The 26,841-nt window shown below is 65.7% G+C and carries 15 protein-coding genes; 9 read left to right on the forward strand and 6 right to left on the reverse strand.

What is annotated here, in order from left to right:
* Positions 1 to 79 precede the first annotated feature (79 nt).
* On the forward strand, positions 80 to 1,825 hold the full coding sequence (locus K1X11_RS10905; protein ID WP_221032373.1) for a sensor histidine kinase: 1,746 nt from the start codon (positions 80 to 82) through the stop codon (positions 1,823 to 1,825).
* On the forward strand, positions 1,822 to 3,036 hold the full coding sequence (locus tag K1X11_RS10910; RefSeq protein WP_221032374.1) for an HD domain-containing phosphohydrolase: 1,215 nt from the start codon (positions 1,822 to 1,824) through the stop codon (positions 3,034 to 3,036). Before K1X11_RS10905 ends, K1X11_RS10910 begins: the two co-directional genes overlap by 4 nt.
* A 7-nt stretch (positions 3,037 to 3,043) precedes the next feature.
* On the opposite strand, the gene K1X11_RS10915 is transcribed toward K1X11_RS10910, so the two are convergent.
* Positions 3,044 to 4,780 carry an energy transducer TonB gene (locus K1X11_RS10915; protein WP_221032375.1) on the reverse strand — a complete coding sequence of 579 codons (1,737 nt, stop codon included), beginning with the start codon at positions 4,778 to 4,780 and terminating at the stop codon, positions 3,044 to 3,046.
* Between the two features lie 165 nt (positions 4,781 to 4,945).
* Between K1X11_RS10915 and K1X11_RS10920 the strand changes: the two genes are divergently transcribed.
* Positions 4,946 to 6,919, forward strand: a complete 1,974-nt coding sequence (locus K1X11_RS10920) for a family 43 glycosylhydrolase (RefSeq protein WP_221032376.1) — start codon at positions 4,946 to 4,948, stop codon at positions 6,917 to 6,919.
* Positions 6,920 to 6,975: 56 nt separating this feature from the next.
* Entirely contained in the window at positions 6,976 to 8,049 is a 1,074-nt protein-coding gene (locus K1X11_RS10925) for a transporter substrate-binding domain-containing protein (RefSeq protein WP_221032377.1), read from the forward strand.
* 242 nt (positions 8,050 to 8,291) lie between these two features.
* Here K1X11_RS10925 and K1X11_RS23505 read toward each other — a convergent pair whose 3' ends face one another.
* Together K1X11_RS23505 and K1X11_RS10930 are read right to left on the reverse strand one after the other, a co-directional pair.
* Entirely contained in the window at positions 8,292 to 8,543 is a 252-nt protein-coding gene (locus K1X11_RS23505) for a type II toxin-antitoxin system Phd/YefM family antitoxin (protein ID WP_221032378.1), read from the reverse strand.
* 34 nt (positions 8,544 to 8,577) lie between these two features.
* Entirely contained in the window at positions 8,578 to 9,360 is a 783-nt protein-coding gene (locus K1X11_RS10930; RefSeq protein WP_221032379.1) for a glycosyltransferase family protein, read from the reverse strand.
* A gap of 175 nt (positions 9,361 to 9,535) precedes the next feature.
* Here K1X11_RS10930 and K1X11_RS10935 point away from each other — a divergent pair, with 175 nt between their 5' ends.
* The 5 genes from K1X11_RS10935 (at position 9,536) to K1X11_RS10955 (ending at position 17,831) form a co-directional block, all read left to right on the forward strand.
* On the forward strand, positions 9,536 to 10,954 hold the full coding sequence (locus K1X11_RS10935; RefSeq protein ID WP_324726161.1) for a sodium:solute symporter family transporter: 1,419 nt from the start codon (positions 9,536 to 9,538) through the stop codon (positions 10,952 to 10,954).
* Positions 10,951 to 13,197, forward strand: a complete 2,247-nt coding sequence (locus K1X11_RS10940) for a beta-galactosidase (RefSeq protein WP_221033208.1) — start codon at positions 10,951 to 10,953, stop codon at positions 13,195 to 13,197. Before K1X11_RS10935 ends, K1X11_RS10940 begins: the two co-directional genes overlap by 4 nt.
* An 11-nt stretch (positions 13,198 to 13,208) precedes the next feature.
* The gene (locus K1X11_RS10945) at positions 13,209 to 14,771 is read left to right on the forward strand and encodes an alpha-N-arabinofuranosidase (protein ID WP_221033207.1); all 1,563 of its coding nucleotides are present in this window, start codon (positions 13,209 to 13,211) and stop codon (positions 14,769 to 14,771) included.
* A gap of 60 nt (positions 14,772 to 14,831) precedes the next feature.
* Positions 14,832 to 16,199 carry a TolB-like translocation protein gene (locus K1X11_RS10950; RefSeq protein ID WP_221033206.1) on the forward strand — a complete coding sequence of 456 codons (1,368 nt, stop codon included), beginning with the start codon at positions 14,832 to 14,834 and terminating at the stop codon, positions 16,197 to 16,199.
* Between the two features lie 207 nt (positions 16,200 to 16,406).
* A complete protein-coding gene (locus tag K1X11_RS10955; protein ID WP_221033205.1) occupies positions 16,407 to 17,831 on the forward strand; it encodes a hypothetical protein in 1,425 nt (474 codons plus the stop codon).
* 111 nt (positions 17,832 to 17,942) lie between these two features.
* Here K1X11_RS10955 and K1X11_RS10960 read toward each other — a convergent pair whose 3' ends face one another.
* The 3 genes from K1X11_RS10960 to K1X11_RS10970 form a co-directional block, all read right to left on the reverse strand.
* The gene (locus tag K1X11_RS10960) at positions 17,943 to 20,459 is read right to left on the reverse strand and encodes a family 78 glycoside hydrolase catalytic domain (RefSeq protein ID WP_221033204.1); all 2,517 of its coding nucleotides are present in this window, start codon (positions 20,457 to 20,459) and stop codon (positions 17,943 to 17,945) included.
* Positions 20,460 to 20,612: 153 nt separating this feature from the next.
* Positions 20,613 to 23,942, reverse strand: coding sequence for a DUF5107 domain-containing protein (locus tag K1X11_RS10965; protein ID WP_324726162.1), 3,330 nt, complete (start codon positions 23,940 to 23,942; stop codon positions 20,613 to 20,615).
* Positions 23,943 to 24,028: 86 nt separating this feature from the next.
* Positions 24,029 to 26,782: an exo-rhamnogalacturonan lyase family protein gene (locus K1X11_RS10970; RefSeq protein ID WP_221033203.1), complete on the reverse strand. Its 2,754-nt coding sequence runs from the start codon at positions 26,780 to 26,782 to the stop codon at positions 24,029 to 24,031.
* Positions 26,783 to 26,841: the final 59 nt, after the last annotated feature.

The raw sequence follows: 26,841 nt of genomic DNA on the forward strand, positions 1-26,841 counted from the left end.
ATCCACCCGGTTCAATACGCGCCCAAGTGTGCCGATAAGATCGATTAGACCGGCCACCTCGGCCCAATCCCACAAATCCATGCCCACGCAGCTCCCCGCCTTCTGCGATGGCCGCTCGCTCGGACCCGATGAGGTCACGGCAGACAACGCCGTGGTCCGGGCCCTGTTTACCGCAGCCGCCAGCGCCCCCTCGCTCATCGCCCTCTTTCATCGCGATACGCTGCAACTGGCGTTTCTCAACAGCGTTGGCCGCAGCTGGCTCCTGCCTGATGACGACGGCGACCCCGCCCGCATCAGCCTCACCGACATCATCTCGCTCGAAAACAACGAGGACATCCGGGACGCCATCCTGCTGCGGGCCGAGTTCTTCGGCGCCTGGCGTGGCCGCTGCAAACTGCGCGACACCTGGGGCAGCGAGATCCCCGCCTTCGCCACCGTCGCCATCCACGCCGCCCCCGACTCCCCGACCCCGACCGACATCGGTGCCACCAATGCGTGGGTGAGCGTGCACGCCGTGCAAGCCAAGGGCACCGGCAACCCCGACCGCATTTTCACCGAAGACACCGAGCTGCTGCACGCCCTGCTCGAGACCCTGCCCGACGCCGTCTATTTCAAAGACCGCCACAGCCGCTTCATCCGCGTGAGCCGCTCCCTCGCCGACAAAGACGGCAGCGCCGACCCCGCCGCTCTCGTGGGCAAAACCGATTTCGACCGTTTTAAGCCCGACCACGCCCAAGCCGCCTACGAGGACGAGCAACGCATCATTCGCACCGAAGACGCCCTGCTCAATCACGAGGAAAAGGAGACCTGGACCGACGGCCGTATCACCTGGGTCACTACATCCAAGTTCCCCCTCCGCGACCGCGAGGGCGCCATCATCGGCACCTTCGGCATTTCCCGCGACATCACTGCCCGCAAACTCGCCGAAGCCAAGGCCCGCGAACTCGAGCTCCAACTGCAACTCGCCCAAAAGCTCGAGTCCATCGGCCGCCTCGCCGCCGGCATTGCCCACGAGATCAACACCCCCACCCAGTTCATCTCCGACAACACCCGCTTCCTCGCCGACAGCTTTCCCCAGCTCAACCAACTCGCCGCCGCGCACCGCCGTCTCGCCGAAACCATCCAAAGCGGCGCCGATGCCGCCACCATTCGCGCCACCCTCGCCGAGACCACCGCCACCATCGATCGCGAGGAGGTCGACTTCCTCCTCGACGAAGTGCCCCGCACGCTGGAGCAGACCCTCGAGGGCCTCGGCCGCATCGCCCGCATCGTGCGCTCCCTCAAGGAATTCTCCCACCCCAATCCACCGGAGCCCAAACCCGTCGACCTGCGCCACGTCATCGAGACCACCATCACCGTCTCGCGCCACGAGTGGAAATACGTCTCCACCGTCGATACCGATTTCGACCCCGAGCTGCCACCCGTGCCCTGCGTGGTCGATTCCTTCAACCAGGTCATGCTCAACCTCCTGGTCAACGCCGCCCACGCCATAGCCGACAATACCGCCGCCCGCCCCGCCGGCGAACTGGGCCGCATCACCGTGCGCACCCGCCGCGCCGGCGACTACGCCGTGATCGAGGTGGCCGACACCGGCGCCGGCATCCCCCCCGCGGTGCAGCCGCAGATCTTCGAACCCTTCTTCACCACCAAGGAAGTTGGCAAAGGCACCGGGCAAGGCCTCGCCATCGTGCACACCGTCGTCGTGAACCTCCACGGCGGCAGCATCGATTTCACCACCGCTCCCGGCGAGGGCACCACCTTCCGCATCCTGCTGCCACTCCATCCTCCGGCGAACCACGCCGCCGCCGCCGACTCCACGCCATGAACCGCCGCCTGCTCTTCGTCGACGACGACCCGCTCATCCTCTCGGCCTTTCGCCGCAATCTGCGCCGCGACTTTGCCTTCGACACCGCCATCGGTGGCGCCGAAGCCCTCGCCTTGCTCGACTCCGGCCAGACCTACGCCGCCATCCTGGCCGACATGCGCATGCCCGGTCTCGACGGCGTGGAGTTGCTCGAAATCGTGCGTAAGCGTTTTCCGGATACGGTGCGCATGATGCTCACCGGCAACGCCGATCAAGGCACCGCCATCGAGGCCATCAACCGCGGCCATATCTTTCGTTTCCTCAACAAGCCCGCCGATCCCGACGTCCTGCATCAGGCGCTGGAGGATGCCATCGCTCAACACGCGCTCATCCGCGCCGAACGCGATCTGCTCGAACACACCCTCGCCGGCAGCATCAAGCTGCTCACCGACGTGCTCGCCATGGTCTCGCCCGAGGCCCTCGGTCGCGGTCAACGCCTGCGCGATTCCATGGGCCCCTTTGCCCGCGCCGTCGGGGCCGAGTCCATTTGGGAACTGGAGCTCGGCGCGCTGCTGTCCTCCCTCGGCTGCACCGCCCTGCCGCCCGCCCTGCTGCAGAAACTCCGCGAGGGCGATCCACTCACCGTCGCCGAAGCCAACCTCCGCCGGCGCATCCCGGAGATGGGTCACGACCTACTCGCGCCCATCCCTCGCCTCGAAGGGGTCGCCCAAATCGTGCTGCACCAACACCTGCGCTTCGACGGTCGCGGCAGCCCGCCCGATGCCCCAGCCGGTCGCGACATTCCGCTCGGCGCCCGCATGCTCAAAATTCTCCACGATCGACTCGACCTGGAAGCCGACGGCGTGGTCAAGCGCCAGGCCTTCCAAACCATGCAGGACTGCGAGGGTTATTATGACCCCGACTTGCTCGTGCGCTGCTTTGCCTGCTTCGGCGATTTCCTCATCAACCCGCTGTCATCGACCGCACCGATCCAGCCGCTCACTTCCGCCGGGCTCTGCCCCGGACAGATCGTGGTCTCTCCCATCACCACCAGCGAGGGTGTGGTGCTCGTCGGCTCCGGCATGCGCCTCACCGCGCCCATGGTCGATCGGATCCGCAACCACGCCGCCATCGGCGACGTGGAGCCGCCGTTCATGGTGCAGGACGCGCCGACCGCCGAGCCGATGACAGACACGGTCGCGCCCGCCGTCGCCGTCGCTTCGGTCGACTGAGCACAACTCAGCGCGGCGCGCGTAGTCGCATCCGTGATACAAAACTCCAGTCGCCGGTCGCGTTCTGGATCTTGATCAGGATGCGGTTTTCACCGGCGCGCAGTTTTAAGGGCACGATGTCGTCATCGAGCTTGCTGATGCGCCGCACCCATCGGTCGTGCACCAGCTCGCCGTTGAGCCAAATTTTGAGGCCTTCATCGCTGCCAATGGCCAACCATGCGTCGAGTTCCTGCGGCGACTCGAGCGCCGTCCACGCGTAACCGATGCAGTAGTCGCGCCGTTCAAAAGACTGCAGATCCACGAACCCGTGCTCATCCGCCTGCATACTGCGCCACTCCAGCTCCGTGCCGGCAACGTCCTGCTTATCGCCCGCCTGCGGCGCCACCGCCGCCGCCCCGCCGGCGGCGTCATCAAACCAATCGTGGTCGAAAGCGTTCATCTGCGACGAACGGGAAACCTTCGCCGTGTCCGCCTCAAAGGCCGACATCATCACCACCCCATCCTCGTTCACGCCCTCCACCACCGAAAACATCTGCTCAGGCACATCCACCGGCTTGAGCACCAGCCAATCGCGCAGCGCCAGCGGGATGGCGGCTGTGCCCTTCAGCCACGCCTGCTCCGCCGGCGTGAGCGGATCCGCCGCCGAGACCACGTGGTCGTAAGGCGCCGTGCCGGCCACGGCCTGACCCCGCGCCACCGCCGGACTGAATCGCGCGGCCTGCACCAAAGCCTGCTCCAGCGGATGTATCCACTTCTCCGGCACACCTGCAGCCCCATCGATCCGTGCCTCGGTCGCCCGGCCATCAGCGCCCACCTCGATCTCGGCTTTGATCCGCGTGATGCCGCGCTGCCGCAGCCCATCGTCACGCAGCGGGTCGCCCACCAACACCGGGGCGCTTTCGCCTTCGGCAAACCAAACCGGCCGCGCCGCGTTGAGATAGTGCAACCGATCCGGCCAGCTGCTCGGCGCCGTCGGATCCGTCAGCCACATGATTTCGTTGAGCCCATCCACGAATTCCTGGATCTCCGCGAGATCCTTGGCCGTCGACGAAACGAGCGGCACGCCTTCGCGCGAGAGCGCCACCATCGAGATACCTTCGCGCGGCGCGAAGCGGGAGAGCGTGTTCATCCCGCGCTGGCTCATGTAGTCCGTCACCAGCCACCTCGGCTGCCCGGTCACCGCGATGCGTGCATGCTGTGCCGCGTCATGCCGCACGCCGTAAAAGAGCGCCTCGACGCGATCCCCATACATCGCCCGCAGGCGACGATAGGTCGGTTCAAAGTTACCCAACATGCGCCACGATTCCCCGTCGTTGTGGGAGCCAAACAGCACCACCAACACCTCCGGCTCCGGCACCGCGGTCAGGTCAGCCAGGACCAGCTTGTCCTGCTCCACCCGCATCACCCGGTTCGGCAACTCCGCGGTCACGTCCCCGGCCGCGTCCGCCCAACTCGCTGCCCGCGCCGGCCGCTCGGCCATCTCCGCCCCCAAACGCGCGGCATCCTCGGGCGCCAGCCCCCGCAACAGCACCCGCTGCCCTGCGCGCGCTCCCGATTTAAAGAGCGCAAAGGGGCCGAGCACCTCGACCGGCTTCCCTTTGATTTCGTTGCCGGCCACGTCCTGCCATTCCGGGCGCTTCGCAGCGGCCGGCGCCACGGCCACCATCACGGCAGCCAAAACCAAACCAATCGACTTCACGGCAAACACACGCTGCCACCGGGGTTGATGTAACGTTAAATTCATGGGGTTGCCCGAACGAAACCGCTCACTCCGCCGACGTCAATCCACCGCTCAGCCCTTCGATCGTGTCTGACGGTTAGACAAGCTCGCCCTTGCTCCCATGGTGCTTCCTGCGCCGCACTGGTCCTTCGTCCGTCCCCTTTACCCGCTCGCCCCTTGCCAATCCCTATGCGTTCCCTTCGCCGCTTTTTCTGCGTCGCCACCCTCGCCGCGCTCACTTCAGCCCCCTCCCTCTTTGCTGTCGACGCCCCCCACGCGGCTTCCACCGCCGATCCGGCCGTGGCCGATGCCATCGACGCCTTGCCGAACCCGCTCATCCTGCAGCGCGCCGACCCGCACATCCACAAACACACCGACGGCTACTACTACTACATGGGCACGGTGCCCGCCTACGATCGCCTCGAGCTGCGCCGCGCCCGCACCATCGGCGAGCTGCGCACCGCCCAACCCAAGGCCATCTGGCACAAACACGCCACCGGTCCCATGGGCGACCACATCTGGGCCCCCGAAATCCACTTCCTCAACGGCAAGTGGTATATCTATTTCGCCGCCGGCGACGCCGAAAACCGCTGGCACCTCCGCATCTACGTGCTCGAAAACGCCTCACCCAATCCGCTCGAGGGCGAATGGACCGAGCTCGGCCCCATCGACACCGGCTGGGACAACTTCGCCCTCGACGCCACCCTCTTCGAGCACCGCGGCACCACCTACCTACTCTGGGCCCAAAAAGGCCTCGGTGACCACAGCAACTCCAACCTCTACATCGCCCCGCTCGCCGACCCCACCACCCTCGCCAGCCCGGCCGTGATGCTCTCCGAACCGGAATACGATTGGGAAAAGGTGCGCTACGCCGTCAACGAGGGCCCCGTCATCCTGCGCGGCCCCGACAAACTCTTCCTCACCTACTCCGCCGCTGGCACCGGCCCCGAATACTGCGTGGGCATGCTCACCGCCGACCTCGATGCCGACCTGCTCGACCCGGCATCCTGGACCAAGTCTCCGGAACCCGTTTTTCAATCCGCCCCCGACCATAAAATCTACGGCCCCGGTCACCACACTTTCACCAAAGCCGAAGACGGCGCGACCGACGTGATCGTGTATCACGCCCGCGACTACACCGAGATGCGCGGCGACCCGCTGCGCGATCCCAACCGCCACACCCGCGTGAAAGCCGTGCGCTGGAACGAGGACGGCACGCCCGACTTCGGCATCCCGCCCCCCAACTCCCCGCCGGCCGTCAACACCTGGGACCTCGAAAACCTCCGTGCCCGCGACTCTCTCGTTTATCCCGATCCAGCCAGCGGCGGTTACCTCATGTATACCTCCTACCGCGTCCGCGGCCCGCAGCCCAAGTCGACCGTCGTCGCCTACCGCAGCACCGACCTCAAACGCTGGACCGGACCCGTCGTCGTTTACGAAAAGCCCGACGACTGGTGGGCCGACCGCGGCATCTGGGCGCCGGAGATGCACGCGTATCAGGAGAAGTATTACCTCTTCCTCACCTTCGACTCCTCCCACCTCCTGCCTGAGCAATGGCGCAACTGGCGCCCACGCGTGCGCCGCGCGTCGCAGATCCTCGTGGCCGACTCTCCCCTCGGCCCGTTCAAGCCCTTCAGTGACGAGCCCACCCTGCCGGCCGATATGATGACCCTCGACGGCACTCTCTTTGTCGAAGACGGCACGCCCTACATGGTCTTCTGCCACGAGTGGGTGCAGATCAAAGACGGCACCATCAACGCCATCGAACTCAAGCCCGACCTCTCCGCCACCGTCGGTGAACCCTTCCGCCTCTTCCATGGCAGCGACGCTCCCTGGGCCGTGAAAAACGAAGAATACGGCTGCTACGTGACCGACGGTGCCTGGCTCCACCGCACCAGCGAGGGCAAACTGCTCATGCTCTGGTCCGGCTTCGGCGAAGGCGGCTACACCGTCGGCATCGCCGAGTCCACCAGCGGCAAACTCGCCGGACCATGGATCCAGCAGGAGGAGCCGCTCTACGCCGACGACGGCGGCCACCCCATGCTCTTCCGCCGCTTCGACGGCCAGCTCATGCTCGCGCTGCACTCGCCCAACATCGGCGGCTCGGAGCGTGAACACTTCTTCGAGGTAGAGGAAGTCGACGGCACCCTGCGCCTGAAGTAGCGCCAATCGCACCTCCGGATTTGGCCCGACGGCGAAACCATGGCTCACTGCGGGCCATGCGTCGCCTTCTGCCCTACCTCGCCCGCTCCCTCGCGCTCGCCCTCCTGCCGGTCTTCGCGTATTCACAGAACAACGACACCACCGTCATCATCGGCACCCGCGAAGCCCCGCCCTTCGCCATGCAGGCCGAGGATGGTTCCTGGTCGGGCCTGAGCATCACGCTGTGGGAGGAAATCGCTGACGAGCTCAGCCTGCAGACGGAATGGCGCGCCATGGGCGATCCGGAATCCCTCGTCGAAGGTGTGGCCGATGGCTCGCTCGACGCCTCCATTGCCGCCATCACGGTGACCGCCGATCGCGCCCGGCGGGTCGACTTTTCCCAACCCTTCTTCACCAGCGGCCTGGGCATCGTGGTGCCCGCCACCGGTGAGGGCGGCTGGCTCTCCATGCTGCGCGCGCTCTTCTCATTGGCCTTCCTCAAAGTCATCGGCGCGCTGTCACTCGTGCTGCTCGCCGCCGGCGTGGGGCTCTGGTTCTTCGAGCGCCGCAAAAACCCCGAGCAGTTCGGCGGTCCGCCCGCGAAAGGCCTCGGCAGTGCCTTCTGGTGGTCGGCCGTGACCATGACCACCGTCGGCTACGGCGACAAAGCCCCGCAAACCCTCGGCGGCCGCCTTGTCGCTCTCGTGTGGATGTTCACCAGCGTGATCATCATCTCCGGTTTCACCGCCCAGATCGCCTCCTCGCTCACTGTGACGCGCATCAACACCGAGATCCGCCAAGTCGACGACCTCAAGCGCTTCACCGTTGCCACCCTCGGCAACTCCGCCGCCGCCGACTGGTTGGACAAGGAAGGCATCCGGCACATCACCTTCGACGACATCGGCGAAGCCCTCGACGCCGTCGCCAAGGGCCAGGCCGCCGCCTGCGTCTACGACGCCCCCATCCTGCGCTACCAACTCCGCCAACACGAAGGCCTCAGCATCCTGCCGAACGTCTTTGAACGCCGTGACTACGCCATCGCCCTGCGCCTCGAAGACCCGCGCCGCCAGCAGATCAACGTCGCCCTGCTCGAACACCTTCGCAGCGCCGAATGGGCCGCCCTCACCCAACGCTACCTCGGCCGCGACTGAGCATCTAACGTTGCCTCAAAGTGTAGCTGCGCTTGAGCCGAAGGTGAAAGCGTGGCCCGTAGACACGGCGATCGCGGAGCCTCCTTCCGCAAACGTGCTTCGTTCTACCGCTTCACTTCGTTTTCTTAGCCACGGATTCCACGGATCTTCACGGATAAGGAGGCGAGTTCAGAGGCACCAATCCGTGCTCATCTGTGTCATCCGTGGCCCCTTTTCCCGGCCAGCAGAACTATCCTAGTGCGCTACGAATCGTGTCGAACTCGGCGAAGCCGCCGCGCGGTCTTCGCAACATCAGCCATATCAGCTCGATCCGCCCACATCCCAACCGCCGGGTGTCCGGCTACGGTAACGGGTTTCTCCGCTAACGGTTGTTCGTAAGGCACTATCCTCGCGATCCGCTGACCTCGTTTTGAAATTGTGACCTCCTGGCGACACTCAACGGCTTCAGCGACCTCCCGCGCCCTACGGCGCAAATCAGCGAGCGAGACATTCATCAAGCTTCACCATACGAGTTTGCGCTCAGGGTGGTCAATCCGCCGTCCCGCCCCACAGCCGTTCCAGAGGATCCAGCGCTACCGCCGCGCCGTCGTTGCGCTGACGACCGATCCACGGTTTGTGCCCGGCGAAATGCAGCAGCCGGCACTCCGCCAGACCGGCCTCATCGGTGTAGTCTTTCTTGATCAGGTTGTAGTCCGGCGAGAGCAGTTCGACGTCGATGCCGTCCGCGGCGATCCACTTGTTCACGATGCCTTGATCCCCCGCGTTGTAGCCACCGCGTCCGGGTGAGGTGCGGGCCAACGCCTGCAATCGCGCGATCGTCGCCGCACCTTGGATACGGCTCCCGATCGACAATACCCCGCTGTTGATCTCAATGGCGTGCCCTTTGTAGGCGCGCGTCTTGCGGAAGCCACTGTCCAGCACCGCCCGCAACGACACCGCGCCGGGCGCCAGCAGCGCGGACGCTTCGCGCAGGCAAAGCACGTCGCTGTCCAAAAACACGTTTCGCTCGAAACCGAAGTCACCGAACGCCTCAAACTTGAAGAAGGTCTGCGCATGCCGCCGCGAGTGCCGCTTCTTGTAGGTTTGAATGTCCGCGTAGGGTGCCGGATCGATCCGCACCCGCCGTTCACAGCGCGCGACCAACCACGGATCCTCCAGCACCGCGGCCTCCACGCTCAGCGCCACCACCGGCAGCCGCGGATGCCACGCATCCCATGACTCCAGCAGCTTTCGCGTGCCCGGCAGATACAGGGCATCCGTCAATACGACGAGGCAGACGGCGGCGGGGGATTGGGCTGCGGAGGACTCCAAGCCGCGCAGTTTGCGACCTTCCCGACTGCCCGACAAGCGACGACCACTCCCGTTCGGACGGTGCGAATTCGCCGTCCTTGAACCGCCCTCACCGTCCCCAACGCTCCCCCAACCCCTTTCTGCGACGCGCCCCCTTCCCGCGCGCTTCAGCGTTTCAGCTTTTCAGCGTTTTCCCGTGCTCCAACTCACCGTCTTCCTCGCCCTCACCGCCGCCATCGGCGCGATCACCTGGTGGCATTGCCGCCACTGCCGCCGCGACGGTGGCGATACCCGCGACTTCTTCCTCGCCGGCGGCAGCCTCAACTGGGTCTTCGTCGCCGGGTCGCTCACCCTCACCAACATCAACACCGACACCCTCGTCGGCTGGAACGGCAACCAGATGCTGCTCATCCTCTGGTGGGAACTCTTCGGCGTCCTCGGCCTGCTCCTCCTCGCCTGGGTCTTCCTCCCGGTCTACTACCGCCTCGGCTGCGCCACCGTCACCGAACTCCTCGAACGCCGCTACGGCAGCCGCCACGTGCGCGCCACCGTCGCCTCCCTCTTTCTGCTCGGCAACGTCTTCGTCTTTCTGCCGGTGATGCTCTACACGAGCTCGTTGTTCCTCCGCAGTCTCTTCGGCCTCGAAATCCCCCTCCTCGCCATCGCCACCGGCGTGGCCATCCTCGGCGCCGCCTACGCCATCTTCGGCGGACTCCGCGCCGTCGCCATTTCCGACACCTACAGCGGCGTCCTCCTCTTCGGCATGGCCCTGCTCGTGTCCTACCTCGCCCTCGATCGGGTCGATTGGTCCTTCAGCAACGTACCCGCCGAGCGCCTCACCCTCATCGGCGACAGCACTTCCCTCGTGCCCTGGCCCATCCTCTTCACCGGCATGATCCTCTGGCAGCTCTACTACTGGAGCACCAACCAGACCATCACCCAACGCGCCCTCGCCGCCACCTCCCTCAAGGAAGCCCAACGCGGGTGCTACGCCGCCGCCGTCATCCGCGCCACCATCGTGCCCATCGTCATCGCGGTGCCCGGCCTCTGCGCCTACCAACTCCACGGCGAACTCGGCGACGCCACCTACGGCACCATCGTGAGCGAAGTCCTGCCCACCGGCCTCACCGGCGCCTTTGCCGCCGCCATGGTCGCCGCCACCATGACGAGCTTCAACTCCACCCTCAACAGCTCCGCCGCCCTCTACGTCTGCGACCTGCACCTGCGTTACTTCAACCCCACCGCCAACGTGCCCAGGATCAGCGTGCTCACCTCCGTCCTCTTTGCCCTGCTCGGCATCGCCCTCGTGCCCGCCTACATCGGCGCCGAGAGCATCATCCAACTCATCCAACAACTCATCGGCGTCTTCAGCATACCGATCCTGTCGGTCTTCATCATCGGCCTCGCCTTCGACGGCATCGACGCCCGCGCCATCATCGCCACCCTCGTTTTCGGCGCGCTCACCTACTGGGCCGGCACCTCGCTCTGGGGCGGACTTCACTTCGTGCACATCGGCGCGATCACGCTCCTGCTCAACGCCGTCTTCGCCCTCGCCGTCAACCGCCTCATCCTCGGTCGCCGCGCCACCTTCAGCCGCACCCTGCTCCCATCATGACGCCCCGCAACCCATTGTGGGTCGGGCTTTACGCCCGACACCTCCTGCTGGCCAGCGCGCTTTCGGCTGCGACCGTCGTGGCGGCTCCGCTCACCCTTACCACCTCCGCGCCGACTCGCTCGGCCGCGCCGGCGCCTGCCTTTCACCTCGGCACGCCCACCGCTCCCGACGGCCAGGCCATCACCGTTGATGCGCAAAGCCTCCTGCTCAATGGCGCCCGCTGGACGCCCGTCATGGGCGAGTTTCATTTCTCCCGTTACCCGGCCAACGAATGGGCCGAAGAGCTGCGCAAGATGAAGGCCGGCGGCATCGACATCGTCGCCACCTACGTCTTCTGGATCCACCACGAGGAGATCGAGGGCCAATGGGATTGGACCGGCCAGAAGGACCTCCACCGCTTCATCGAACTCGCCGGCGCGTCCGGCCTGAAGGTCATCGTCCGCATGGGTCCGTGGTGCCACGGCGAGGTGCGCAACGGTGGCCTGCCCGACTGGGTCGTCGCCCGCGGCCAAGTGCGCTCCGAAGACCCGGCCTTCATCGCCAGCACAACCACGTTCTACGAACAGATCGCGGCCCAATGCCGCGGCCTGCTCTGGAAAGACGGTGGCCCGATCATCGGCGTGCAATTGGATAATGAATACGGCGGTCCCGCCTCCTACCTGCTCGCCCTCAAGCGCCTCGCTATCGACGTCGGTTACGACGTGCCCCTCTACACCCGCACCGGCTGGCCCGCCCTCAGCACGCCCATGCCCTTTGGTGAAATCATCCCGCTCTACGGCGTCTACGCCGAGGGTTTCTGGGACCGCGAGACCACCTCCATGCCCGGCCGCTATTGGTCCGGTTTCCATTTCTCCAAACTCCGCATCGACGCCAACATCGCCAACGAGGCGCTCGGTCGTCGCGACGTCAGCGATCCCGACGATGTCGCCGACTACCCCTACCTCACCTGCGAAATCGGCGGCGGCATGATGAGCAGCTACCACCGCCGCATCCTCGTCGATCCGGCCGACATCTACGCCACCACCCTCATCAAACTCGGCTCCGGTTCCGTCTCCCCCGGCTACTACATGTATCACGGCGGCACCAATCCGCCCGGCCAGCTCACCACCCTGATGGAGCAGCAGGACTCCCCGCTGACCAACTGGAACGACATGCCGGAACTCAACTACGACTTCCAGGCCCCCCTCGGCCAATACGGCCAGACCCGCCCGCACTATTTCCAACTTCGCCTGCTCCATGCCTTCCTCGACCATTTTGGGCCCAGTATGGCTCGCATGGATACATTCCTGCCCGACGTCCGCCCGAGCGGTCAGCACGATATCTCCACCCTGCGCTGGTCCGTCCGCAGCGACGGCGAACGTGGCTTCGTTTTCGTCAACAACCACCAACGCGGCACCACCCTGCCGGCCAAAACCGACGTGCAGTTCGCCATTCGCCGCGCCGATGGCAGCACGCTGCGCTTCCCGCACGAACCGCTGACCGTGGTCAGCGATGCGGCCTTCATCCTGCCCTTCGGCCTGCAGTTCGGTCACCAACATCAACTCGAATGGGCCACCGCCCAACCGCTCGCGATCGAGCACAGCAGCACGCACCAGGAGGTCATCTTCGTGGAGATACCCGGCATCCCAGCGACCTTCAAATTTGCCCACCAAGCGCCGTTCACGCTCACTCCCGGCCATTCGAGCGAACTCGATCACCTCACCATCACGGTGCGCTCGCCCGACGCCGCCGGTCGCCACGGCCTCACCGGCTCCAGCCTGAGCCTCCCCAAGCTCCGCTCGTTTCCGTTCACCCTCGAACGCGCCGCCGGCCCCCTGCGCACGATCGACCTCGCCACCACCCGCCAGCCCGTCGCGACCGCGCCCACCGCGGCCGACTTCGCCGACGCCGCCATCTATCGCATCGACCTCCCCGCCGACTTTGATCCCGCCGCCCAGAACACCCTCCTGCGCCTGCACTACGTCGGCGACGTCGCCCGCCTCATGATCGGCGACACCGTCATCACCGACGATTTCTACAACGGCAACCCGCTCGAGATCGGCCTGCGCCGCCACGCCGAGGCCCTCCGCCATGCGCCCCTGCGTCTCGCCATCCTGCCCCTGCAACGTCGCGCCGTAACTGGCAGGCAGCCCCTCATTTTCCTCGATCCGTCCGCGCTCCCCGATTTCGGCGACCGCGACGCCATCGCCGAACTCCGCCAGACCGAACTCACCTTCCCCACCACCTGGCACGAACTCCCCTAACCGACCCAGCCATGACCCGTCACCGTCTCACCTCCCTCTTCGCGTCTGCCGCCATCGCGCTCGCCGCAACCCCATTCACCGTCACCGCCGGCGACGCCACCCTCGTTCTCCATCCCGACCAGGACGGTCCCACCATCGCCCCCGAGATCTACGGCCACTTCGCCGAGCACCTCGGCAACTGCATCTATGGCGGCATCTGGGTGGGCCCCGATTCCGACATCCCCAACACCCGCGGCATCCGCAACGACGTCGTCGACGCCCTGCGCAAACTTGAGATCCCCGTCCTCCGCTGGCCGGGCGGTTGCTTCGCCGACGAATACCATTGGAAAGACGGCATCGGCCCGCGCGAGAAGCGCCCCACCATCGTCAACACCTCATGGGGCGGCGTGGTCGAATCCAACGCCTTCGGCACCCACGAGTTCATGGACCTCGTGGAACTGCTCGGCTGCGAGGCCTACATCTCCGCCAACGTCGGCAGCGGCACCGTGCAGGAGATGATGGAGTGGGTCGAATACCTGACCTCCGCCGCCGATTCCCCCATGGCCCGCCTGCGCCGCGCCAACGGCCGCGACGAACCGTGGCGCGTCCGCTACCTCGGCGTCGGCAACGAGAGCTGGGGCTGCGGCGGCAGCATGACGCCCGAATATTACGCCGACCTCTACCGCCGCTACGCCACCTTCGTGAAGCAGCATCAGGAGGACACCCGCATGCTCAAAATTGCCTGCGGTGCCAGCGGCTCCGACTTCAACTGGACCGAGGTTATGATGGCCAAGGTCGGCAACCGTCGCATGGACGGCCTCTCCCTCCACTACTACACTCTGCCCACCGGCAACTGGGGCAAGAAGGGCTCCGACACCGTCTTCGCCGAGGACGCCTGGTTCGCCACCCTCAAGCAGACCCTGCGCATGGAGGAACTCCTCCAGCAACACATCGAGATCATGGACGCCCACGACCCCGAGCAAAACGTCGACCTGCTCGTCGACGAATGGGGCACTTGGTATGACGCCGAGGACGCCAAGGGCATCCTTTACCAGCAGAACACCCTGCGCGACGCCCTCGTCGCCGCCATCAACCTGCACCTCTTCCAGGACCACGCCGACCGCATCAGCATGGCCAACATCGCGCAGACCGTAAACGTCCTCCAAGCGATGATCCTGACCGACGGCCCCGATATGATCCTCACGCCGTCCTACCACGCCTTCGAGATGCTCAAGGTCCACCAAGGCGGCACCGCCGTGCCCCTCCAACTCCTCTCGCCGGACTACACCCACGGCGACGAGAGCATCCCCGCCGTCACCGCCTCCGCCTCCCGCGACGACGCCGGTCGTATCCACCTTTCCCTGACAAACGCCGACCCCGCCAATGGCCAGACCCTCACGGTCACCCTCGGCGACCTCGGTCGTGACGTGGACACCATCACCGGCCGTATCCTCACCGCGCCCGAGATCACCGCCCACAACACCTTCGACGCTCCGACCGTCGTGGAACCCACCACCTTCGACGGCGCCACCGTCACCGATGGCAAACTCGTCATCGAACTCCCGGCCAAGTCCGTGGTCGTAATCGAAATCTAAAACCGCGCCACCGCTGTCGGACGTAAAGCCCGACATCATCGCCCCCCTCCACCCTTGCCCATGAAACCTCGACTCCTCCTCACCTGCACCCTCGCGCTCGCCACCGCGCTCTCCGCCGTCGCCGAGCTCGGCCAGCGCTTCCCCTCCGAACGCAAGGTCGTCACCGATCCCGTCACCGGCGTGCCACTCACCTTCCTCACCACCACCAACGCCGGTGACTCCAAAATCTACCCGACTCACCCCCAATGGACCGCCGACGGCGAGTGGGTCATCTTCCGCACCCGTCGCGCCGACGGTGACGCCGTCGCCGTCAACGAGAAGACCGGCGAGATGGTGCAGGTCACCACCGGCGGTTACCGCGGCTCCCTCTGCATCGCCCAAAACTCGATGCGCCTCTTCTACAACCGCTACGTCGACCACGCCACCAAAGCCATGAGCGACCGCCGCCGCGACGATCCGCCCGTGCCGGTGGAGGTCGTCTCCGTCGAACTCGCCAAACTCTTCGCCGACAGCGCCGCCGGCACCGTCGCCGCCCCCGAAACCTACGTCACCGTGCACGGCACCATCCCGCTCGACTACGATGGCGCCGGTGAACTCGCCCTCGATGCCAACGAAGACGTCGTTTACTTCCGCATGCTCGGTGAAGCCGCCGCCCGCTACCTGCCGGCCGGCACCGCGGTCGCCGACACCTTCGGCCCTCGCGGCATGGGCGCCGGACCCACCGGCGTGGCCAAGATGGACCTCGCCACCGGTGAAGTTTCGCCCGTCGTCGCCGTGCCCTTCCAGGTCGGTCACATTCAATCCAATCCCTGGGTCGCCGGCGAAATCGTCTTCTGCTGGGAAACCGGCGGCAAATCCCCCCAACGCACCTGGACGGTCCAGGCCGACGGCTCCGGCCTTCACGAACTGTATCCCGAAAGCGAATACGACTGGGTGACGCACGAGGCCATCACCGGTCCCGACGAAGTCGCCATGGCCATCATCGGCCACCGCGAGGTCGGCGTCGACGACGACTGGGGCAAGGCCGGCAGCCGCGTGCGCCCCACCGGCCTCGCCATCGTCAACCTGCGCACCAACGAGATCTTCATCGAAGGCCAGGTGCGCACCGGCAGCGGTTTCTGGCACGTGCACGCCTCCCCCGACGGACGTTGGGCGGTGGGCGACGACTTCGACCGCAATCTCTGGCTGATCGATCGCCGCACCCACGAGATGCGCCTGCTCACCACCGGCCACAAAACCACCGCCCGCGACCACGTGCATCCGACCTTCCATCCGGACGGCACCCGCGTGCAGATCCAGTCCGCCATGCTCGCCGAAGACGGCCGCGCGCTGAACATTTGCATCGTGCCCATCCCCGAGGACTGGCTCGCCCGCACCTACGACGACGCCATCGCGCCGCACCCGATTCCGGACGTAAAATTCCCCTGAGGCGGGGCCTCTGCTTACCGCTTTGCGGGCGTCTGCGGACGCCCGCAACCCAAGCAGGCCTTATTCGTTGCATTAAGCTGAATTGCTGAATGTTACGAAATTTCAGCGAGTCACCCAGTCGGCCATTTTTTGCGCCCGATTGGCGAGGGGTGACGCCTTCCGTTGCGCGGGGTCGAGACTACACTGGCGGCAACTCCTCCCCGCTCCATGTCTCACTCCCCGCAACTCCGCCAAAACCACCCCATTGATGTCTTCCTTTTCGCCTCGCCGGTCTACTGGCCGGACGAGGCCATTCGCGCCCAACAGCTCGCCGCGGTAAAGTCGGCGCTGACGGCCGCCGGAGGCGAGCGCTGGCGGTTTCAACCGGTCACGGGAGCCGACGAAGCGCAGCATCTCACCGCCGCCCACGCCGCGTCCACCGATCCGTGCATCGTCATCGCGCTCAGCGGCGGCGTGCAGCCGTGGATGCGCAGCATCACCGCCAACCGGCCGCACCTGGCCCTGTTCAACGCCTATCTCCCCGAGGCCCTGCCCGACTTCCCCGCGCTCGCCGGTCGGCTGATGCACGCCAACGCCCACCCGGCCAATACCGACTTCTTCGCCGCCTGTCGTCTGGCCGGCAAATCCGTCCGCTGGATCGACAACCTCTCCGACCTCATCGCCTACGCCGATGCCTGGCAGGCGACCACCCGCCTCCGCCGCGCCCGCCTGCTCAAGATCGGCGAGACCGAGCCCTGGGTGATCAACAGCTGCCGCGAGCCCGCCACCATCGCGCAACGTCTCGGCACCGAGGTCATCCCGCTCGATCGCGAGGCGCTTTACGACGTGTATCACCAAACCGGTGACGACGCCGCCCGCGCCGAAGCCGAAATATGGGCGCAGGACAGCAGCAGTCTGATCGACATCAACACGCCCGACATCCTGAAAGCCTGCCGCGTGACCGCCGCCATGCGCACCCTGCTCAAGCAACACGACGCCGACGGGCTTTCCATGGCCTGCTTCGCCATGATCGGCGACCTCGATACCACCAGTTGCCTGGCGCTCAGTTCGCTCAACAGCTCGGCCACGGCCATCGGGGCCTGCGAAGGCGACCTCGACGCCGCCCTCACCCTCTTCCTGCTCAAGTCGCTCGGCGCGGACTTTGTCTGGATCGCCAATCCCATCATTCACGCCGACAACACGGTCGACCTGGCCCACTGCACCGCGCCGACCTGCGCCTGCCAGGAAAAGTTGGGTTATCAACTCATGCGACATCACGAAAGTGGCCGCGGCGTCTCGCCGGAGGTGGTGTTGCCCGATGCGCTCACCGCCAGCGCGGTGCGTCTCAGCGTCAACGCCCAGGCGCTCACCTGCCACGTCGGCCTGACGCAGCGTCAGCCGAAGCTGCCGGCCTGCCACACCCAGATTCGCCTGCACGTCGAATCGAGCCAGCGCGTGCTGGACAGCCTGCTCGGCACCCACGTCGTGCTCGCCTACGGCGACTACCAACCGGCGCTGCGCTACGCCGCCGATTTCCTCGGACTCGACGCCACCATCACCAGTCGGCCGGCCACGCCCGAACCACTTCCCTCTTCCTCGATCCCCTCGGCCTTCACCGCGGTCGGCTGCAACTGCGCGCCGGTCCCCGCCTGAGTTGGCCCCTTTCTCGGCTACCCCGAGGTTAAACCCAAAACCTCGGATCGCCCGGTCTCGCAATGGAACGGGCGATCCGAGCTAAGGCGTGTCTGGGAAAGCCCTAGCTTTTCAGGGCTGCGGCCACGGCATCGTGAAATGATGCTTGCCCGGCGTCAGGGGCTGCGGCGCACGACCATCCGGTAACTGCAACGTGGCGGAGGTGTTGGCCGGCACCACCACGTCGAAGTGCACGGTGTCGCCCTCGATCCGCCAACCGCTGGCGGCGCGACCGTAAGCCGTCTCGAGTTCCGCCCGCGCCGACTGCAATCCGCCGCCGATCAAGGGTCGCACGTAAAAGTGGCGATAGCCGGGCTGGGCCGGATCCGGAGCCAGTCCGGCGACACGCTCATACATCCACTGGCCGATGGCACCGTAAGCGTAGTGGTTGAACGAATTCATCGTCGCATCGCCAAAGCCGTCCTCGTGGCTGTAGCTGTTCCAACGCTCCCACATGGTGGTGGCGCCTTGGTGGATGGAGTAGAACCAGGACGGATAACTTTCCTGCAGCAGCAAGGTGTAGGCGAGATCTGGATACCCCTGCTCATCCAACACCCGCACCAGGTGCGGTGTGCCGAGAAAGCCGGTGCGCAGGTGGTTCCCCGCCTCCCGCACCAACCGCACGAGGTTGGCCGCAGCGGCCTGCTGCAGGTCCTTCGGCAGGAGGTCGAATGCCAAGGCCAGCACGCAAGCGGTCTGGGTCTCCGGCGCATTCTGCAAACGCCCCGCCGCGTCGAAGTAATGCGCCGCAAAGGTCGCCCGCACCTCCGCGGCCTCGGCCGCGAAACGCTGCGCCTCGTCGCGCTTGCCGAGCACGGCGGCCGCGTCGGCCACGATCTGCGTGCTGCGCGCGTAGAAGGCGAGACCCAGCAACGGCGACGGCGTATCACCGCGCAACTCGGTCGCGTGCGGCTGCAGCCAGTCGCCGTAGCCCTTGATGTTGGGCAACAAGCCATCGACCGTCTGTCCGCGATACCAGCCGACGAGGTCCACCATCATGGCAAAGTTCTCCGCCAGGATTTCGACGTCGCCGGTGCGCACGTAGGTGTCCCACGGAATAAAGGTCGCTGCATCGACCCAGCCCGGACTGCCCGAACGCAGCTTGATGTTCGGGATCACGCTGGGCACTTCGCCGTTGCTCAATTGGTCGTCGCGCATCGAGCCCAGCCAACTCTTCCAGAAGGCGAGGCTGTCGTAATTAAAACTCGCCGTGGGCGAAAACACCTGAGCGTCGCCCGTCCAGCCGAGGCGCTCATCGCGCTGCGGGCAATCGGTTGGAATATCGAGGAAGTTGCCCCGCTGTCCCCACACGATGTTGCGCTGCAACTGGTTCAGAATCGCGTGAGAAGAGGTGAAATGACCGATCGGTCGCAGCGCCGAATGCAGCACCACGCCCGTCACCCAGTCAGCCTGCGGGGTCACTCCGGCCGGCAGGCCCGACAACTCCACGTAGCGGAAACCGTGAAACGTAAACGTCGGCTCCCACTCCACCACGCCATCCGCCGCGGCCGTGAGCACGTTGGTCGATTTCGCCGACCGGTAGTTCTCCGTGTAGAGCGTGCCATCCGGATTCAACAGCTCGGCAAAGCGCACGGTGAGCGTGCCGTCGCGCGTCATCGGCACGCGGAGGCGCGGCCAACCCACCATGTTCTGACCGAGGTCGAATACATAGCGCCCCGGCTCCGGCTCCGTGATGCCCTGCACCGCGAGCTCGTGCTCGGGTCGCACCGGCGTGAAGGGTTTGGGGGTGAGGGCAGCCTCGCCCAGCTCCGGCGTTGCGGTCACCGGCGCCCACCCGCTCACGGGACGCCGCGCATCCCAGATCTCGCCGTCGTAAAACCCGGACGAAACGATCGGCCCTTCAAAGGTGCCCTCCCAAGCCCCATCGGACACGACGGTCTCAACGGACCCGTCGGCCAGCTTCACCTCGAGTTGCAGCAACAGCTCCGGGTGTTTGCCGTAGATGAACCAATTGTCCTTCCAGCCCAAACGCCCCGCATACCAGCCGGAGCCCAGCTTCGCTGCCAAAGCATTGTTGCCAGCCTGCAGTTGCGCGGTGACGTCATAGGTCAGTGTATCCAAACGGTGGTGATACGAGGTCCAGCCGTTGGCGAAGACATCGCGCCCGACCGGCTGGCCGTTGAGTTGCAGCTCAAACACGCCCCGCGCGGTCACATACAACCGCGCCGAGACGATGTCCTTCGACAGCGCAAAGTGCCGTCGCAGCGAAGCCACCGGATCATGCCGGTCCGGCGTGGACTGACTTGGTCGGATCCACTGCGCCGTCCAATCCGCCGCCGACAGCAAGCCCAGTTCAAAACGAGCCGACTCACTCCACGCCGACTCCGCGCCGTCCTGGTCCTTGTAACGCACCCGCCACGTCACCGCCTCGCGCGAGTGCAGGGGCTCGCCACCGTAGGGCACAAAAACCGACTGATCCGACTCCACCCAACCACTGTCCCAAGTCGCGCCCGGAGCGGTGACTTGCACGTGGTAAGCGCTCTGGCGCTCCACGCCGTCCGGCAGCTGCCACGAGAAACGCGGCGTCGCGTCATGGAAGCCGAGGGGATCCACGAAACCTTCCCCCACGGTCAAATTTGCGGCTGAGTTCGCTCCGGCAACCAAGGGGGTCAGTGCGAGAGCAGCTGTCATAAGTATATGAAATTTCACGGGTTAACGATATTGAGGTTAACCCACCATGGGACCGCCGAACAGCCCTTGGCCACCTTCGAATTGTTAAGATCAATCCTCTGCCAAGAAGCTGCCGCGAAAATCCGCCGCCGCCGCCAGGTCCGGATTGGCTAACAACAGCCCGTCCAACAAGCGCCGCGCCGCCGCCTTGCGACCGAGCGCCCATTGCGCCTGCGCCTGCAGCAAACGGGCATGCTGTTGTTGGCGGGCATCGAGGTCGTCGACGAAGAGCAATAGCGTCGGCAACGAGGTGGCGAAGTAGTCGATCTTCGCCGGGGTTCGTTCCAACTCGCGGGCATACGCGAGCAGGCCCAACGCAAGTTCGCGGGCCCGCGCCTTTTCACCCAGCTCCCGCCACGCGAGCACCGCAAACACGGTCAGCTCCGAATACGGTTTCACCTCCATCCCTTGGAAATCCTGCGTGGTCCGCGCCGCCGCAGTGAAGTGCTCACGCGCGGCCGAGTCGTCGCCCACGGCCCGGGCCGCCATACCGCACCAGTAGCGCACGTCGGCTTCGTTGGCCAAAAGGTGACGCGCCTCACCCAGGTTCTCCGGAATATCGCGCGCGGCCAAAAACTCCCGCAGCGCCGCCCGGGCTTCGCCCGCCGCAAGCGCCTTGCGTCCGCGCAGCAACCGCGCCCGCACATACTGGCCGAGCGCGCCACCTTCCCCACCCTCCCACGGTTGGAAGCGCCGCGAACGCAAAAACGCCAGAGCCTCGTCCGGTCGCCCAGCACCGTTGAGAAGGCTCGCCCACACCACACTCAAATCATCCCGACGGCGCACCAACTGCGGATGTTTGGCCAACACGCGCCGCCGCTTGTCCGGAGACTCTCCACACCGCGCCCACAATTGATCCTGCTCATAAAGCAACCGCGCGTCTTTCGGCGCCCGTTTTACCGCGCGCGCATAAGCCCGCCGCGCTCCACGCCCATCGCCGACGATGTTAAACAAACCCATGCCCAGACAGCGCCACGCCACCACATCGCGCGGATCGTGTCGCACCGCCAATCGCCAGTGCGTGATCGCCTCGGCGTGTCGTCGCCGATCGTAGAGCCAACCTCCCAGCAAGCGATGCGCCCGCGCATCCGTGGGCTCCGCGGCCAACGCCGCCTGCAACACCGTTTGGTCGATCAACTCCGCCGGGAAGCCCCCGGCATCACTCACCCGTCGCGCCTGTCGGCGAGCCGTGCGCGCTTTGGCCGTCAGCCCGCGCCGATCCAACAACCACGCTCGAGTGTAATGCACCAGCGGCAACGAACCGTCGCGAGCCCGGGCATCGACTCCGCTCAACAACGCGAGCGCCACGCCATCCAAGCCGGCGCGTGCCAAGTCCGTCGCAAAGTCGAGGCGCACGCGGTTGTCGCCCACAAACGCGCCGCCCGCCAACCACGGCGCGAGTCCACTCAACGGATCTTCCCGCGCGACCGCTTCCGCCAACCGTTGCGCCGCGTCTCCCCGGCCGAGCTCTCGCCACGCCAGCACCAACAGGAGCCGTGCCCACAGGTGTTCCGGATCACGCCGTCGCGCGTCCTCGAGTAGTGACACCGCCCGCGCCCAATCTCCACGCTGTCCCTTCAACTCCGCCAGCGCGACCTGCGCCGGAACTGCCCACGCTCGGTTCCACTGCGCTTTGCCAAAGGCGTCCTCGGCCTCCGCGTCGCGTCCCACCCAACGCAGGCAACGACCCAATTGATAATGCGCTTCGCCATCGGCCGGGTTCGGATTGCGCCGCGTGAGCCGCGCGACGCTGCGCCGCAAAAACGTTTCGGCTTCCGCAAACTCTCCGCGTCGCAGGTGCCACCGCCCGACCGCCAGATTGCAACGCGCGTCGCCCTCATCACGCCGCAGCGCCTCGCGCCAATACGGCAGCGGATCGCGCGTCGCGTGGCGGTATTGGTCAAGGTGTTGACCGGTCAGGTAAAGTTCGTCGGCACTGGCGATCTCGCTCGGCGGCGGCGGTTCGCTCGCCGTCTCCAGCGGAGCCGGTTCACGCGACTGCGCCTCGTCGAAAATCAACACCCCATCCCCCACCTCCACGCGCACGGCCCCGGGATCGTCCAACGCTCCCAACCACGCCCGCCCCGGCCCCACCCGAACCAACTCCTCATGAACAACTTCCCCGCCAATGTTCGTAATACGAACATTGAGCGAGGCGTGGTCACGGGTGGTGGCGAGGCCGAGGTGGAGGGTGTTACCGGTGCGGCGCAGGCTGAGGGCGGCCTCGGTGTTGGCGGCGACGGCCGGACCGATTTCTCGGAACGGATACCAATACTGCGTCCACGCCTTGGTCTCGCCCGGTTGCAGGAAGGCGAAGTCGGGTTGGTTGTCGGTGAACACGCCCGCCATGAGCTCGATGTAGGGCGGATACGATCCGTCTTCGCGCGCGTCGGTGAGGTTGCGATCCCACGCGTAACCGAAGTCGTGATTGCCCCAGGTCCACTGCTTCTTGCCCGGCGCGATGTGGTGATCGGCGATGTGCATCAGGCCGGCGCGGGCCCGGTGATCGTAACCGCCAAAAAAATCCTCCCGCGAGCCCATCGCCATGTAGGAGGTCGGCACGGGAATGTTGGCATACCACGACAAGTCGTCCGGCGCCGCCGTGTCTCCATCGATTGGATACTTCGCCGGCAGCTCGGCCGGGGGCACGCCGTCGCGGGCGCGCGCCGCGTAGTCGACGCCGTAGTAGTGGTCGCCGCAGTGCGGGAAGGAACTGACCGCGCGTTTGGCGTGATCAGCCACCATCGTCACATCCGGCGGGAAGAACGATTGGTAGGCTTCGTGCACTTCGGTCGCGACGTTGGCCCACCACAGGAAGGTCTGCGTGTCTTCGGTGCGGTTGTGCACCCGCGCACGCAGCTCCAGCACCGCGCGGTCCGGTTCCAGGCACACGCCGTGCATGCCCTTCATGCGCGTCATCGGGTCGTGTTCGCTGAGCCACACCACCACGCCGCCGGACGGCAGCCGTTCGATGGCCACGTCGGCCGGCAGGAAGGTCGACGGTCGATGATGCTGCGGCCAGTTGAACTCGATGCCACCGCTGATCCACGGGCCGGCGAGTCCGACCAACGCCGGCTTGATCACGGGCTGATGGTAGAGCGCGTCGTAGCCATTGGTTTTATCGAGCAAGCGATGCACCCGGCCGCCGAGTTCGGGCAGGATGACGACTTTTAGAAAACGGTTCTCCAGCGTGATCGCCCGCCACGCCACCGGTCGCGGCTTCTCGGCGATGCGATCGATGACGGGCAGCGGGTAAACCCTTCCGCTCGAGCCTTGGTAAACCCGTTTCTCCAAAAACATGGGCTGCCGCTCGGGCGCCGCCGGCAGATAAGTCGGCAGCACCAGCGAATCGTCCCGAACAACAACGGCGTCAGCACTCACAACGAGAAATGCACCCCAGAAGGCACAGAGCGCACAGCAGGGAATCCCTGCTCTGTGTTCTCTGTGGAATCTGTGGTCAGTTAATCCTACTCCGCCGGCCAGGTGTCGCCGACCAGCGCCAGACACTCGATGGCGGCGAGTCCCCACTGCGCAGTGCCGTTGGTCGAGACACCGGCGGCTTCATCGACCGGCCGGATGTATTCCGGCCCCTCGAGGCGTTTGCGCTCGGGCTCGTAGGTTTCCCAGCGGTTGTTGCCCTTAAACTCTTCCCAAGCGCGCGCGGCCAGATCCTGGCGGTCGAGTTTCTCGGCGGCGTAGGCGGTGAGACGGGCGTGACCCTGACGGAGATTGCCACGATTGGAGCGGCCAAGGCTGGCTTCCTGGGTTTCGCGATCGGCGTTGTAGAGCACGCAGTAGTCGAGCCAGGTCTGGCGGAACTCCGGCACATCGAAGTTCTGAATCAGCTCCGCGCAGATCTCGACCAGACCAAAGACCGAGGCGAGATGGGAGAAGCCAATGCTGCCTTCCGGCGCGATGGAAAACTCGGCGGTGTCGAGGTGCATGGTCGCGCCGATACTGAAGAAGCCGTGCGGCTGGGCACCGATGGTGCGCATGCTGGTGAGCAGGCGGTTCTTCATGAGCTCGCTGCCGGTGCGTTCGTATTCGGTGAACCAGGCGCCGGCCAGCGAGCCCCAGTCGGTGCCCAGGCTCAGACCCACACGGTCCTGCCCCTTGGCCTCCGGTCTCGCCACGTCGCCGGGTTGATCGGCCGAGGCCAATTTGCGCGTTGGCGGCACCTTTACCAGCGTGCGCGCGGCTTCGAGCTGCTCGCGCATGAGGTCACCCACGCGCTCGTCACCCGTGAGGTAGTAGTAGTAACGCCGATTGATCGCGGTGCTGATGCGCAACTGCTTCGCCGAGCACCCCCAGTGCAACACGTTGTGGCGGGAACCGAGCGGCGCAAAACGCCCCACGTGGTGCACGTCGACTTCGCCGGTGTGGCGCGTCATCGCCTCGGCGAAGCGGAACTGATCGGCGCGACCGGTGCGCAGGAAGGAGAGCCACAGCCAGATGTCGGTCGAGAGTTCGGAGTTGTCCCAGGCGAAGCCACCCACGTCGTAACGCCATTCGTGACGGTCGGCGTCGTAGGTGTGCATGACGTCTCCATAATTCCAATACCCATACCAACGGCGTTGCTCCTGCTGGTCGTGGTAGAAGTCGAAATACCAATCGAGTTTGTCCTCGATCTTGGCGCGCGCCGGGGTGGAACGGTCGGCCGGACGCCAGATGTCGGTGCCACCAAAAACCCCCGCTGCATTCAGGTGCTTCGGGGTGGTGATGAGCACCGCCGGTTCGCGTGTGACCGCCGCGAGTTGCGTGAGCTCTTCGCGTGACGGCGTGGCCGCGCACACATCCAGGAATACCTCGCTGGTGCGAGCGACTCCCATGGGCGTATCGAAGCCCGGCTCGTAATCTTCGTAGGTGATGGCGAGGCCACCGTTGTATTGCTTGGCGTAGGTGTCCTGACCGAGTCCGTCGTGGTAGGAGCGCAGGTCCATCGCCGGCGCATCGGGCGACCACATCCACACCGTGACCGTGGCGGTTTCGCTGGTCGCTCCGGTGAGCGCGAAGCCCGCCGGATAGCTCTGCCAGAAGTTACGCAAACCAAAACCGAGACCGCCCTGGGGCGTGCCGAGATAACCATAACCGCCGGCGCGCTGCCCCTGCCCGGACATCAACCACGTGTAACCGGGCTTGGTGCGTTTGCGGATTTGGAAACCGTCAGCGTTAGGCTGGCTAAGCGTCCATTCGTCGTAGGCCGCGATGTAGTCGAGTCGGGAGGAAACCGTCTCCGCCCACTCGCTGAGCGGGGGCGTGGCTTTACCCTCGTATTGCGCGGCCACCACCTCGGGACCCGGGTAACGGCGCAGGCCGGTGATGCCCCGAACGGCTTCGCCGAACAAACCGTTGTCCTGACCAGCAAAACGCACGTGACGGTCGTAGAGTTTGGCGCGCATCGGCACGTCGAAACGCAGACCGAGGCCCTTGATGAAGTCTTTGTTCTGATCGCCGTTGAAGACGATGGTGTGCATGGCGCGCACCCGGTCGCCGCCCGCGTAGAAATACAGGCGCAACACAAACGGCAACCACGCGCGGTCACCGTCACTGTGTCGTCCCTCAAGCTTCACCACGGCCCGCACCGGACCGTCCTGCTCCAGCGTCACTTTATCGATCACGCCATCGAAGGCCTGGTCGCGCGTCACGCCGGGCTGGCTGCGATCTTCGAGCAGGCACACGAGACGTCCCTTGGTCGCGATGGCTTTGCCGCCGCGGCTCAACTCGGGCACGAGCACCTTGCCGGACTTCGCGATGCGCGCGGTGATGACGCCGGTATCGATGGTGATCGAGTCACCACTCTCGGACGCGGTCAGGCGATGCGCCGGCGCCGCCGGAGAACCCGGCTCCACTTCGTAATGTTCGGCGAGTGAAATGTCCGCCGGCACCGCATGCGCCGACCACTTGAGCGAACCATCCGGCCAAGTCGCGAGCGGCCAGGTTTGCACCGGCACCGCCGCACCATTCGGAGCCTTAAGGGTGAACGACGTATCCGCGCCGTGCTGACCGCGCGGCCAGGGCAAACCCCAGGTCGCACCGCCGAAGGCGTTGGGTGCGGTGCCGTCGAGCCAGCGCACGGGCGCGGCACCGACTTTGGATGCGGTGGGCATGGCGGGCATCGCCGGCGTCGTGGCCGATTGACCGCGCGCGGCGGTGATAAATTTGGTGGCGGCAGCGGCAAAAGCCGCGGTGCGAACGAAGTCGCGACGGGTAACGGATTTCATGAGCAAGCGGGGGGGTTAATCTAAACAAGGGAGGCGGCACCGCACGGTCCGCCGGGTTT

Origin of the sequence: Actomonas aquatica (assembly GCF_019679435.2) — a bacterium.
GTDB lineage: Bacteria > Verrucomicrobiota > Verrucomicrobiia > Opitutales > Opitutaceae > Actomonas > Actomonas aquatica.